The organism is Vogesella margarita (assembly GCF_028548475.1).
GTDB classification, from domain to species: Bacteria; Pseudomonadota; Gammaproteobacteria; order Burkholderiales; family Chromobacteriaceae; genus Vogesella; species Vogesella margarita.
Genome location: NZ_JAQQLE010000006.1, coordinates 1 through 12,762 on the forward strand (window position 1 = coordinate 1; position 12,762 = coordinate 12,762).

General features: G+C 65.0%; 11 protein-coding genes and 5 tRNA genes. 10 read left to right on the forward strand and 6 right to left on the reverse strand.

The window, feature by feature from the left end:
- The first annotated feature begins 41 nt into the window (after positions 1-41).
- The 5 genes from PQU96_RS07835 (at position 42) to PQU96_RS07855 (ending at position 495) form a co-directional block, all read left to right on the forward strand.
- A tRNA-Asp gene (locus PQU96_RS07835) sits at positions 42-118 on the forward strand.
- Positions 119-149: 31 nt separating this feature from the next.
- Positions 150-225 (forward strand) — tRNA-Val (locus PQU96_RS07840).
- 4 nt (positions 226-229) lie between these two features.
- Positions 230-306: transfer RNA gene (locus PQU96_RS07845), tRNA-Asp, on the forward strand.
- A 31-nt stretch (positions 307-337) separates the two neighbouring features.
- Positions 338-413 (forward strand) — tRNA-Val (locus tag PQU96_RS07850).
- 5 nt (positions 414-418) lie between these two features.
- A tRNA-Asp gene (locus tag PQU96_RS07855) sits at positions 419-495 on the forward strand.
- Positions 496-600: 105 nt separating this feature from the next.
- Here the strand turns inward: PQU96_RS07855 and PQU96_RS07860 are convergent.
- On the reverse strand, positions 601-1,059 hold the full coding sequence (locus tag PQU96_RS07860; RefSeq protein ID WP_272771736.1) for a MarR family winged helix-turn-helix transcriptional regulator: 459 nt from the start codon (positions 1,057-1,059) through the stop codon (positions 601-603).
- A gap of 84 nt (positions 1,060-1,143) precedes the next feature.
- On the opposite strand from PQU96_RS07860, the gene PQU96_RS07865 reads away from it, so the two are divergent.
- The gene (locus tag PQU96_RS07865; RefSeq protein ID WP_272771737.1) at positions 1,144-2,274 is read left to right on the forward strand and encodes a YbdK family carboxylate-amine ligase; all 1,131 of its coding nucleotides are present in this window, start codon (positions 1,144-1,146) and stop codon (positions 2,272-2,274) included.
- 3 nt (positions 2,275-2,277) lie between these two features.
- Here PQU96_RS07865 and PQU96_RS07870 read toward each other — a convergent pair whose 3' ends face one another.
- From PQU96_RS07870 to PQU96_RS07890, 5 genes are read right to left on the reverse strand one after another with little or no spacing between them, the layout of a single operon-like run.
- Positions 2,278-2,859, reverse strand: a complete 582-nt coding sequence (locus PQU96_RS07870) for a thermonuclease family protein (RefSeq protein WP_272771738.1) — start codon at positions 2,857-2,859, stop codon at positions 2,278-2,280.
- Between the two features lie 58 nt (positions 2,860-2,917).
- The gene (locus PQU96_RS07875) at positions 2,918-3,463 is read right to left on the reverse strand and encodes a cob(I)yrinic acid a,c-diamide adenosyltransferase (protein WP_272771739.1); all 546 of its coding nucleotides are present in this window, start codon (positions 3,461-3,463) and stop codon (positions 2,918-2,920) included.
- Positions 3,463-5,430 (reverse strand): hypothetical protein, encoded by a 1,968-nt coding sequence (locus tag PQU96_RS07880; RefSeq protein WP_272771740.1) that lies wholly within the window; start codon positions 5,428-5,430, stop codon positions 3,463-3,465. The genes PQU96_RS07875 and PQU96_RS07880 overlap by 1 nt, the downstream gene beginning before the upstream one ends.
- Positions 5,423-5,854, reverse strand: coding sequence for a DNA polymerase III subunit chi (locus tag PQU96_RS07885; RefSeq protein WP_272771741.1), 432 nt, complete (start codon positions 5,852-5,854; stop codon positions 5,423-5,425). Before PQU96_RS07885 ends, PQU96_RS07880 begins: the two co-directional genes overlap by 8 nt.
- A complete protein-coding gene (locus tag PQU96_RS07890) occupies positions 5,841-7,403 on the reverse strand; it encodes a leucyl aminopeptidase (protein ID WP_272771742.1) in 1,563 nt (520 codons plus the stop codon). Before PQU96_RS07890 ends, PQU96_RS07885 begins: the two co-directional genes overlap by 14 nt.
- A gap of 166 nt (positions 7,404-7,569) precedes the next feature.
- Between PQU96_RS07890 and lptF the strand changes: the two genes are divergently transcribed.
- The 4 genes from lptF to PQU96_RS07910 are packed head-to-tail and all read left to right on the forward strand — an operon-like array spanning position 7,570 to position 12,762.
- Complete coding sequence (gene lptF, locus PQU96_RS07895; RefSeq protein ID WP_272771743.1) at positions 7,570-8,667, forward strand: LPS export ABC transporter permease LptF; 1,098 nt, start codon at positions 7,570-7,572, stop codon at positions 8,665-8,667.
- Positions 8,668-9,741, forward strand: a complete 1,074-nt coding sequence (gene lptG, locus PQU96_RS07900) for an LPS export ABC transporter permease LptG (RefSeq protein ID WP_272771744.1) — start codon at positions 8,668-8,670, stop codon at positions 9,739-9,741. It begins immediately after the preceding gene.
- The gene (locus tag PQU96_RS07905) at positions 9,738-12,311 is read left to right on the forward strand and encodes a [protein-PII] uridylyltransferase (protein WP_272771745.1); all 2,574 of its coding nucleotides are present in this window, start codon (positions 9,738-9,740) and stop codon (positions 12,309-12,311) included. Before lptG ends, PQU96_RS07905 begins: the two co-directional genes overlap by 4 nt.
- Before the next feature lie 4 nt (positions 12,312-12,315).
- The gene (locus tag PQU96_RS07910) at positions 12,316-12,762 is read left to right on the forward strand and encodes a MaoC family dehydratase (protein ID WP_272771747.1); all 447 of its coding nucleotides are present in this window, start codon (positions 12,316-12,318) and stop codon (positions 12,760-12,762) included.

Here is a 12,762-nt window from a genome sequence, read left to right on the forward strand (position 1 = left end):
AGAATGTCGGCGGTTCGACTCCGTCAACGCCCACCAAGGTTGGAGCGGTAGTTCAGTTGGTTAGAATACCGGCCTGTCACGCCGGGGGTCGCGGGTTCGAGTCCCGTCCGCTCCGCCAACATACAGTTTAGTCTTACCGAACAAGTTTCGGGCGTTTAGCTCAGTTGGTAGAGCGTCTGCCTTACAAGCAGAATGTCGGCGGTTCGACTCCGTCAACGCCCACCAGGTTGGAGCGGTAGTTCAGTTGGTTAGAATACCGGCCTGTCACGCCGGGGGTCGCGGGTTCGAGTCCCGTCCGCTCCGCCAACACACAATTTAGTCTTACCGAACAAGTTTCGGGCGTTTAGCTCAGTTGGTAGAGCGTCTGCCTTACAAGCAGAATGTCGGCGGTTCGACTCCGTCAACGCCCACCAAGGTTGGAGCGGTAGTTCAGTTGGTTAGAATACCGGCCTGTCACGCCGGGGGTCGCGGGTTCGAGTCCCGTCCGCTCCGCCAACCAGACAAAACCCATTCATGCACGCATGAATGGGTTTTTTGTTTTGCCTGCCCGCTACAGCACGCCAGCCGCCCTGCACCATTCAAGGCACAGGGCGGCAGCGCCTATTCGGTAAACGGCAGCGGCTTGTTCGCCGCCTGACAATCCGCCACGCCCATCACCGCCAGCAAGTCATCCAGCCCGTCGGCCAGCTGCCGCAACTGGCCACCACTGAGACGCCCCAGCGCCTCCGGCAACCAGCCGCGCGGCGCCACCGCCACCTTGCCGATCAGCTCCGCCCCCCGCTCGCTCAACGCCACCCGCACCACGCGCTGATCCTGCTCGCTGCGCATCCGCGTCACCAGACCGGCCGTCACCAGCCGCCCCAGCATATTGCTGAGCGTGGCGGGCTTGATCGCCAGGCGTGCGGCCAACTCACCGGCGCGCAGCGGCCCTGCTTCGTGCAACTCGGCCAGCACCCAGGCCTGCGCGCCGGATACCCCCAGTTGCGCCTCGATATTGGCGGAATGCTGCTGCGCGGAACGGAAAACGACTCGAAAGCGCTGCAGGACATCCAACGCCATCACGGGAACTTTGTCGGCCACTGGCGGCTCACTGGAACAGGACATTTGTTTTTGTACGAAATAAAATAAATAAGGGACAATCGCATGCTGAACACAGAGTACCAATCCAGCACTGCCACCACACTGGGCATGGAGCTGGAAATCCAGCTGGTCGACAAACAAACGCTCGACCTCGCACCGCGAGCCAACGCAATATTACATACGCTACACCAAACCACAACCGCCCGGCACTTCAAACAGGAAGTGACCTGCTCGATGCTGGAACTCAACAGCGGCATCCACGACGGCAGCGCCACCCTGGAAGCCGAAATGCTGCAACTGGGCGCACAATTGTGCACCGCCGCCGGCGAGCAAGGTGCCCGCCCCTGCGGCGGCGGCACCCACCTGTTCCAGGACTGGCGCGAACGCCAGATTTCGGACTTCCCGCGCTACCGGCACTTCGCCGAACACTACGGTTATCTGGCACGCCAATTCACCGTTTTCGGCCAGCACGTGCACGTCGGCTGCCCCGATGGCGACACGGCCATCTGGTTGACCCACGCGCTAAGCTACTACATCCCGCACTTGCTGGCCCTGTCCGCCTCTTCGCCCTACCTCCAGGGCGAAGACAGCGGCTTTGCCTCGGCGCGCAGCAATGTGGTCGGGGCGTTTCCCAGCAGCGGCCATTTGCCGCAATTCGTGCGCAGCTGGCAGGACTTTCAGGGTCACGCGGCGGAACTCGCGCGCGCCGGCATCATCGGCAGCCTGAAAGACCTGTACTGGGACATCCGCCCCAAACCGGAGTACGGCACCGTCGAGGTCCGCATTTTCGATACCCCGCTGGACATTCCGCACAGCGTGGCACTGGCGTCGCTGGTGCAGACGCTGGCGCGTTACCTGCTGAACGAGCGACCACCGCAGCCCGGTCGCGCCGCGCTGTATTGCGTCTACAACTTCAACCGCTTCCAGGCCGCCCGCTTCGGCCTCGACGCCGACATCCACGACGTGCGCAGCGGCCAGCGCGTCGCACTCGGCCAGGCCATCCTCGATCTGCTGCAACAACTACAGCCTTACGCCGCCGATCCGCATGCGCGGGACTGCCTGGAGCGGCTGGCGCTACGCGCCCACCACCGCCACGGCGACTACAGCCTGCTGCGCGAACACAGCCGCAACGGCCTCGGCTGCCCGGAGGTCGTGCACGAGGCCGCCAACCTGTGGCAGCCGCCGGCCGACTGAACGCTACTGCGCACGCTGCTGTCGCCGGAAATCCCACGGCGGCACCGGGTCGGTATCGCGCCACAGACCCAGCCGCTGCTGACGTGCGGCCTGCTCGGCCTGTTCGTAGCGGCTGAATTCCTGCGCCGACTGCCCCTTGCGCGCGTACTGCTGGTAGTGCCAGGCATAACCGGCACGCAACTGGCCGAGGTTGACATCCTCGTCGCCCAGCCAGATGCGGCCAACGTTGCGGCCATAGCGGTCCTGCTCCAGCACCTCGACCCGAACCTGCTGACGGTACAGCTTGTCCGACAGTACCTGCTTGGCCCTGGTCCCGAACGGCTGCGCCTTCTCGGGGGCGTCGATAAAAGCGAAGCGCACCTTGTGCTGCTGCCGGCTGTCGTCGAGCACGGTGATGGTATCGCCATCAGCCACACCGACCACCACCCCCTCGATCTCTCCAGCATCAGCGCGCGAAGTGCTACCCGGCCAGATCGCACCGGCCAGCGCACCCAGCAACAGCACACCCGCCGCAATCTTACGCACCGGCGAGGCACCGGAAAACAGGGTCGTCAATGCCCGCAGATGTTGCGCCTGTACTTTCATTCCCACTCCATCAAATAAAAAAGCGGCCGTCACGGCCGCCCGCTGGCAACAGCCGGTTTCAGTCCTTGCGACGCGGCTGCCACAACACATCGGCCACCTGCGCCTGCTGGTTCAGGTAGCGCGCCAGGATGAACAGCACGTCCGACAACCGGTTGAGATACTGCCGCGGCAAGCCGCGCACATCCTCGGCCAGCAGTACCAGCGCGCGCTCGGCGCGGCGGCACACCGCCCGCCCCTGATGTGCGACCGCCGCCGCACGGCAGCCGCCCGGCAGGATGAACTCCTTCAGCATCGGCAGCTGCGCGTTCCACTGTTCGGCCTGCTGCTCCAGCATCGCCAGTTGCGTGTCGTGCAGCGCCTCGTAGCCCGGTACCGCCAGCTCCGAGCCGAGATCGAACAGATCGTGCTGCACCTCGGCAAGAAAGGCATCCACTTCTGCCGGCAGCGCCTCACAGCGCAGCAGGCCGACGATGCAGTTCAGCTCATCGACCTCGCCCAGCGCCATTACCCGCGGCGCACTCTTCGACAAACGGCTGCCATCGCCCAGCCCGGTCGTACCATCGTCCCCGGTACGCGTCACAATCCGCGACAAGCGGTGTCCCATTACTGCTCTCCCTGTCCGGCTTTCGCCTCGCGCAAGGCCTCGCGCAGCGACTCGCGCAACGCCTCGGCCAGCATCATGTCAAAATCTTCCTTCAGGTGCTGCATGACGCCGGCCATCAGCTGCCTGGCCTGCATCTCCAGCGCGTCCTGCATCCACAGCGTCAGCTCCACCTTCATGCGCGGCAGCACGCGCGCGTACAAGGCATCGATCAAGGCCTCCGAATCCAGAGACGACGGCACCTCACCGACTACCACTTCCGGCGCCACCGCAGGAGGCTGACTTACCTCCTTCACTCCCGACAGCAGCATCGCTGCCGCGGCCAACCCTGCCTCTTCTAGCACCTCCGTCACCGGAGACGGCGCGGTCAGCACCTGATGCACCGGCAGGATCGCATCCTGCGGCGTCAGGTCGAAAGGCGGCTCCGCCCCCAGATCGCGCGCCCAGGCCAGCTCCACTTCGCGGTCCGGGATCATGTCGCTGGCGCTAGCACCATCCAGCTCAGCGACCAGACTGGCCGCCAGACCCAGCCCGCCTCCCAGCACCCCGGTCGGCAGGCTGTCCAGCGAGATACTCTGGCCCAGCGGGTAACCGTGCGCCGCCGCGTCGCTTTCAGTCGCGACCGGCGCGGTATCCAGCGCTGCGACGTACGCAGCCGCCACGCCGGCCGGCGCCTCACCCTCTGCTGAGGCAAGGTCAAAGGCAAATTCATCGGCGGCCACTGCCTCTTTGTCCGCAGCCGCCAGCTCGCTCGTTGCCGGCTCCACGACATCGGCGACAAGCGGTACCGTCGCCTCGTCGGACAGCAGCGGTGGCTCAACCGTGGCAGCTGCCATCTCCGCGACAACATCCCCAGCTGGCGGCACGGCATCGGCTTCCGCTGCGAGCAGCGGCAACTCGACGGGGCTGGCCATCACCTCATCGCTGCCCGTGCCGTCCGGCGCCATGATGGCGGCCGCCTCGACAGGCACCGGCGGTGGCACTTCGACCGCGGCAGTGTCCGCTTCGGCCGGCTCCGCCATGAGTTCCGGAGACACCTCGTCAAGTACGAGAGCAGCCGGCGGCGTTTCGGATTCCACCACCAGTTCCGGCACCGACTCTACCGCCATGACCTCCATGTCCGCCTCGATAGCGGCCACTTCCGCCACCGGTGGCGAGACTTCCCACGGCGCAGTGTCCACCGGCTCGTCCGCTTGCGACGCAGCATCGGGCGATGCCACCTGGGCGGCCTGATCCAGCCACGCCGCCAAGCCCGCCGCCGCCGCCGCGGCAGTCAGCTCGGCTTCCGCCGTGTCCAGCAGCGGCGCATTGTCCATGTCCGCCAGACCCGGCCATGGCGTGTCGGCAGCAATCACCCCGTCGTTGCCGGGCGTCACGGCCACCGGCTGCAGCGTGTCCTCATCCGGCAAGGACGCTGCGGCCAACGTTTCGGTCTCAAGCGGCATTTCTGCCGGAGACGGCACTGCCTCAGGCGCTATTTCAGCCAGTGCAGCAGCGGCCATGTCTGTCGGCCACTGAGACACCGGCACCGCCTCATCCACTGCGGTCGACACCGCTGCCGGCTCGGCATCAGCCACCGCCTCTGGCATGGCAAAACCGGGCAACACCTCACCCAGGTCCATGTCGTCCGGCAATGGCACATCCAGATCCAGAGACGGCAGGCGTCCGATCAGCGCCTCGGCATCCAACGCGCCATTCGTACCGGCAGCAGCCTCCGGCGACTGCTCGCCGGCGGACAGCACCTCGTCCAGCGTCAGCTCGGGCGGAAAGCTCAGTTCGGTGTCCGGCAGCGCGTCGGCCAGCTGCGCCATTTCGGCGCTGAAATCAAAATCGGGAATGTCAAAATCGACCAGTACCGGCACCTCGACCTGCGGCGGCAACGCTTCTGTCGGCGCGACCGGGGTCTCGACAACTTCGGTCAGCACCGGCAGGGAATCCCAGTCCGGCACCGGGGCTTGTGGCTCAGTCATGGCGGGCATCACTCATATTGTGGTGATGGATTTCGAAACCGCTATCCAGATAACGGCGATAGCGCTGTCTGGCAACGGCCTTGGAGGCGTCGTCAGTGCCGACCACCTCCAGAATGCGCGGGAAGCGCTGCGGCGAGTCGGGGAAGTCCGGCGACAGGTTGAGCAGCACCAGATCCTCGGCCTCGGCGGCAAAGTCCGTCGCCAGCAGCACCGGTGTTTCCGCCGCCAGCGCATCGTTCGCCGCGCAATGCGGGATGAACTCGGTGTCGCCGTAGGCCCACAGTTGCGCGCTGAAGCCGCGCAACGCCGCCTCGTCCGGCAGCACGATCAGCATCCGCTCACCCTTGCGGTAAACGGTGCGCGCCGCCCGGCACGCAAACGGGTACAGGGCGGCAACGTCGGTATAAAAATCAATCCGCGTCATCTTCAACCACTTCGGACAATTCGCGACGTGGACGGCCACGGCGCACGACATTGCCCAAGGCGATATCCGCACGATCCTGCAGGAACTGCACCAACAGCGGCACCGGACGACCGGTAGCACCCTTGTCCTTGCCACCGCGCCACGCGGTGCCGGCGATGTCCAGGTGCGCCCAGTCGTAGGCCTTGGCAAAGCGCGACAGGAAGCAGGCGGCGGTGATGCTGCCACCGGCACGGCCGCCGATATTGGCCATGTCGGCAAACGGGCTCTTCAGCAGCTCCTGGTAGTCCTCCCACAGCGGCATGTGCCAGGCACGGTCGCCGACTTCCTCACCAGCAGCGATCAGCTCCTTGGCCAGACCGTCCTGGTTGCTGAACAGACCGGTGGCGATATTGCCCAGCGCCACCACGCAGGCGCCGGTCAGTGTCGCCACGTCCACCACCGTCGCCGGATTCAGGCGCTCGGCATAGGTCAGCGCGTCGCACAGGATCAGGCGGCCTTCGGCGTCGGTGTTGAGCACCTCGATGGTCTGTCCGGACATCGAGCGCACGATGTCACCCGGCTTCAGCGCACGGCCAGACGGCATGTTTTCGCAGGTCGGAATCAACACCACGATATTGAGCGGCAGCTTCATCTCCACAGCGGCGCGGAAGGTGCCCAGCACCGCGGCGGCACCGCCCATGTCGTACTTCATTTCGTCCATGCCTTCGCCCGGCTTCAGCGAAATGCCGCCGGAATCAAAGGTAATACCCTTGCCGATCAGCACCACCGGCCGTTCGGCACGGTCGCGGGCGCCAAAGTGCTTCAGCACGATGAAGCGTGCCGGCTCGTCGCTGCCACGCGCCACGGCGAGGAAGGAGTCCATGTTCAGGGCGGCGATTTCGTCCGGACCGAGCACCTCGACCTCGCAGTCGAAGTCTGCGGCCAACGTTTGCGCCGTCTGTGCCAGATGGCCAGGTGTGCAGTGATTGCCCGGCGTGTTGGCCAGGTCCTTGGTCAGTTTCATGCCGGCGGCAATGGCCTGGCCGCGTTGCAGGCCACGCTCGCCGTCGGCGAGGTCGCTGCGGCGTGGCACGGCAAAGGTGAACTTGCGCGGTTCGCGCGCTTCGTCCTGCTTGGACTTGAACTGATCGAAGCGGTAGAAGGCGTCGACGGTGACGACGGTCGCCTGCTCCACCATCCACTCCACGTCGTGCTTCTTGACGTGCAGTTCGGACAGGTAGCTGACGATCTCGTTGGCCTGGGTCGAGGCCAGCGCCTTGACCGAGGCGCGGATCGCCTCGCGGTATTCCTTGGCGCGGAAGTCGCGCTCCTTGCCGAGACCGACCAGCATCACGCGGTCGCACAGCGTGTGCGGCACCGAGTGCAGCACCAGGGTGGAGCCCAGCTTGCCGTCCATGTCGCCACGCTTGAGGACATCGGTCAGGAAGCCATTGGAAATGCGATCGAGCAGATCGGCGGCAAAGGACAGCTTGCGGGTTTCGTAAACACCGACCACAACGCAGGCGACGCGCTGTTTTTCCGGGCTTCCGCTTTTAATGTTAAACTCCATCGATAGCTCTCCAATGTGTGTTGGGATCATCAAGGCGCATCCCGCCGGGCTTGTGGCCTGGCTTGAGTCAAGCGGCCCACCTTGATTTTCGACCCAAAGCCTCTTCGGCTAATATTTCTAATTATCACTACCCTTTTGACGCATTGTCAAAAACAGGCCCGCTTTTATGCTTTTTAAGAAAAGCCTCACGCGCGAACTGACTTATACCAGTATCGGCGTTTTTTTCATTTTGTTGGCGATTTTGCTGACCACCCAATCCATCAACCTGCTCGGCCGCGCGGCACAAGGGCGCATCGCCAACGAGGCGGTGGCGGCGCTGATCGGTTTCTGGACGCTGGGCTTCTTTCCAGTACTGATGATCCTGACCGTGTTCGTCAGCGTGATGGTGGTGTTCACCCGCATGTGGCGCGAGCACGAAATGGCGGTGTGGCTGACCAGCGGCAAGTCACTGTCCGACTGGGTCGGCCCGGTGATGCGCTACGCGCTGCCGCTGAGCCTGCTGGTGGCCGCCGGCACGCTGGTGGTCGAGCCGTGGGCACAGCAGCGCAGCCGCGAGTACGCCGAGATGCTGAAACAGCGTGAGGAGATGACCGCGCTGGCGCCTGGCGTGTTCAAGGAGTCGCGCAGCAACGACCGCGTCTACTTCATCGAGAGCTACTCCGTGGCCACCGGCGCCACCCGCAACGTGTTCGTACAGAACATCGCCGATGGCGAAGTGTCGTCGGTGTTCGCCAAGGAGGGCCAGCTGGGGCGGGACGAATTCGGCAACCGTACGCTGACCCTGCTCAACGGCCGCCGCTATGTCGGCGAACCCGGCAGCGGCGCCTTCGAGGTAGTGGAGTTCGACAGCTACCGCATCATGATCAGTGACAATGTCCGCACTGCGGTGCCGCAACTGGACAGCAGCACGCGGCCAACCTTGCAGCTGTTCGGCAGCGACGATCCGAAGGACCGCGCCGAGCTGGCCTGGCGTCTGTCGCTGCCGCTGTGCGCGCTGCTGCTGGCGCTGCTGGCGCTGCCGCTGAGCTACTACAACCCGCGCTCCGGCCACGCCTACAATCTGGTATTCGCGCTGGGCGCCTACCTCGGCTACCAGAACCTGCTCTGGCTGCTGCGCAACTGGATTGCCAGCGGCAAGCTGCCGAGCGCACTGGCCATCCTGCCGGCGCACCTGCTGATCCTGCTGCTGGCACTGGCCCTGCTGCACTACCGCAATCGTCCTGCCGGCTCGCCGCTGCGCACCTGGCTGCGAAAGACCCCGTAAATGAAGACCGTACGCAACTACATGATGGCGCGCTTTTTCGGCGCGACCCTGTTCACCCTCGCCTGTCTGCTGGGCCTGTACGGCTTTTTCGACATCATTCGCGAAGTGCCGGACCTCGGCAAAGGCAGCTACCAGACCGGCACCATGCTGGCCTATGTCGCGCTGCAGATCCCGGGCCACGCCTACGAGCTGATGCCGCTGGCGGTGCTGATCGGCGCGCTGGTGGCGATGTCGCAGCTGTCCGGCAGCGCCGAGTACACCGCCATCCGCACCTTCGGCGTCTCGCTGGGGCAGATCGCCCGCTTCAAGCTGATCTTCGGCCTGATCATGGCGCTGTCGGCGCTGGCGCTGGGCGAGTTCATCTCGCCGAAATCGGAGCAGATGGCGGAGCGGCTGAAGCTGCAGTCGACGCGCTCGCTCATCGCGCAGGAGTTCCGCTCCGGACTGTGGGTGAAGGACGACAACAACATGATCAACGTGCGCGAGATGCTGCCGGACAACACCCTGCTCGGCATCCGCATCTACAGCTACGACGACGAGTACCGGCTGATCCGCAGCGAGTTCGCCGAACGCGCCACCTATCAGGGCGCGGGCAAGTGGCAACTGGATGGCGTGCGCTCGTCCACGCTGCACGCCGATCACGTCAGTACCTCGCGCCAGCCCGGTCGCCAGTGGCAGTCGGTGTTGCAGCCGGACATCCTGTCGGTGCTGCTGGTGGTGCCGGAACAGATGTCGGCGCTGGACCTGCTGACCTATATCGAACACCTGCAGAATAACCACCAGAAGACCCAGCGCTACGAGATCGCACTGTGGAGCAAGCTGTTCTACCCGCTGGCCTGTATTTCGATGGCGCTGGTGGCGCTGGCGTTCACCCCGGCCCAGCGCCGCCAGAACGACCTCGGTGTCAAGCTGTTCACCGGCATCAGCCTCGGCATCGCCTTCCACTTCTGTAACCGGCTGTTCGGCCACCTCGGCCTGCTGTACGACTGGAACCCGCTGCTTTCGGCCACCATCCCCACCACGCTGTTCCTGATCGCGGGGGGGTGGGCCATACTCCGACTGGAAAGACGATGACGGCAACCGCACACCAGCAGCTCTGCCAGCGCTGGCGCAAGACCCTGCAGGACGGCCGTGCCACCCTGGCCGCACGCTATACCGCCGACCGCAACGGCCGCGCCTACCTGCAGGCGCACAGCGCGCTGGTCGACGGCGTGATCCGTTCCGCCTGGGACGTGCTGGGCCTGGGGCAGCGCGCGGCGCTGGTGGCGGTGGGCGGCTACGGCCGCGGCCAACTGTTCCCGCACTCCGACATCGACCTGCTGCTGCTGCTGCCCTCGGCCACCTGCGACAGCCTTAGCAGCTTCGTGGAGGACTTCATCGGCGCGATGTGGGACATCGGCCTTGATGTCGGCCACAGTGTGCGCACCATCGACCAATGCCTGCAGGAAGCGGCCAAGGACATCACCGTCGCCACCACGCTGCTGGAAAACCGCATGCTGGCCGGCAACATCACCCTGTTCCAGCAACTCAACAGTGCGGTCGAGCGCAACCGCGATCCGCTACCCTTCCTGGAAGGCAAGCTGCTGGAACAGCAGCAGCGCCACAGCAAGCACTACGGCCTCGGCAGCAATCTGGAGCCGAACATCAAGGAAAGCCCGGGCGGCCTGCGCGACCTGCACACCATCCTGTGGATCAGCAAGGCCATCGGCGTCGGCCAGACCTGGGACAGCCTGATCAGCAACGACATCCTCACCGCGTCCGAGGCGCGGCTGATCAAGTACAGCGAACGCCAGCTGGAACGCATCCGCATCGACCTGCACCTGGCCGCCAAGCGCCGCGAGGACCGACTGATCTTCGACCTGCAGAACACCGTCGCCACCATGTCCGGCCTCAGCGACGACAACGCCCGTCGCGCCAGCGAGCAGCTGATGCAGACCTTCTACAAGGCGTCGAAAAACGTCAGCCAGCTCAACGGCATCCTGTTGCCCAACCTGCGCGCACGCTACGTCTGCACCGTGCCGCGGCTGACCCAGGACCTGGACGAGCACTTCTACAGCGTCAACTGCATGCTCGGCATTCGCGACCCGGACATCTTCGAGAAGCAGCCGTCCACCATCCTCAGCGCCTTCCTGCATATCCAGCGCCACGGCCTGCGCGGCATGGCGCCGCGCACCCTGCGCGCGCTGTGGCACGCGCGACGCCAGATCAACGAGCGCTTCCGCCGCGACCCGCACAATCGCGCGCTGTTCATGCAGTTCTTCAAGGAGCCGGTCGGCCTGACCCGCACCCTGCGGCGCATGAATTTGTACGGCGTGCTGGGCAAGTACCTGCCGGCCTTCGGCAAGATCATCGGCCAGATGCAGCACGACCTGTTCCACGTCTACACCGTCGACGAACACATCCTGATGGTGGTGCGCAACCTGCGCCGCTTCGCGGTGCCAGCGTTCAACCACGAATACCCGCTGCTCAGCCGCCTGATCGACGAATTCGAGCGTCCGGAAGTGCTGTACATCGCTGGCCTGTTCCACGACATCGCCAAGGGCCGCGGCGGCGACCACTCGCAGCTGGGCATGGCCGACATCCGCCAGTTCTGCGAGGCGCACGGCATGTCCGCCGCCGACACCGACCTCGCGGAATGGCTGGTGGCGCAGCACCTGACCATGTCCAGCGTGGCACAGAAGCAGGACATCTACGACCCGCAGGTGGTGCAGGAATTTGCGGCCAACGTTGGCGACCTGCGCCACCTGGTGGCGCTGTACATCCTCACCGTCGCCGACATCCGCGGCACCAGCCCCAAGGTGTGGAACGCGTGGAAGGCCAAGCTGCTGGAAGACCTGTTCCAGGCCACGCGCCGCAAGCTGCAGCAAGGCGGCGAGGTCGATCTCGACCTGGAGCTGGCCGAGCGCAAGAAGGCGGCGCAGGCCATCCTGCGCCTGAACGCGGTGCCGGACGGTGTCGAGCAGGCGCTATGGCAGCACGTCGACAGCATCTACTTCCTGCGCCACGAGGCGCGCGAGATCGCCTGGCACGCGCGGGTGCTGAACCGCAGCGTGGACACCAAGACCCCTATCGTGCGCGCGCGGCTGTCGGAGGACAAGGAAGGCATCGAGCTGATCGTCTACGCCGCCGACCAGCCCGACCTGTTCGTGCGCATCTGCGCCTTCCTCGGCGGCGCCAGCTACAGCATCGCCGATGCCAAGATCCACACCACCCGCCACGGCTACGCACTGGACACCTTCCACGTTTTCCTGCCGGAGCACCACGACGGCGACTATCGTGACCTGATCAACTTCATCGAGTTCGAGCTGGCGGCCAACCTTGCACGGCAGGAGCCGATCCGCATGCCACCGCCCGGCCGCCTCAGCCGCCACATGAAGCACTTCCCGATCCAGCCGCAGGTGCTGATCCGCGCCGACGACAAGCAGCGCTACTACGTGCTGTCCCTCGTCAGCGGCGACCGCCCCGGCCTGCTGGCCAAGATCGCCAAGGTGCTGTCCGACTATCACGTCAACGTCGACGCCGCCAAGATCATGACCCTGGGCGGCCGGGTGGAAGACTCCTTCCTGCTGTCGCTGCCGTCCGACCACGACGACAAGCTGCTGCTGGCCCTGGAAAACGACCTGATCAACGCACTACGGATCTGACACCATGCTGCACTTTGAAGACCTCACCCCCGGCCGTCGCTTCCACACCGCCAGCCACACCCTGACGCTGGACGAGATCCGCGACTTCGCCGGCAGCTTCGATCCGCAGTTCTTCCATCTGGACGAAGTCGCGGCCGAGGACAGCGTATTCAACGGCCTCGCCGCCAGCGGCTGGCACGTCGCCAGCCTGACCATGCGCCTGGTGGTGGCCAGCGAACTGAGCCGGGTCGCGGGCGGCCTGGTCGGCATGGAGGTGGACAATATGCGCTGGCCGCGGCCAACCCGTGCCGGCGACACACTGCAAACCGAGATCGAGGTACTGGCGCAGCGCGCCTCCGCCAAACAACCGCAGTTCGGCATCGTCACGCTGCAGTGGACGACACGCAACCAGAATGAAGAAATCGCCGTCCAGCTGGAAACGGCGATTTGGGTAAAGCGTAAGGACAGCTAA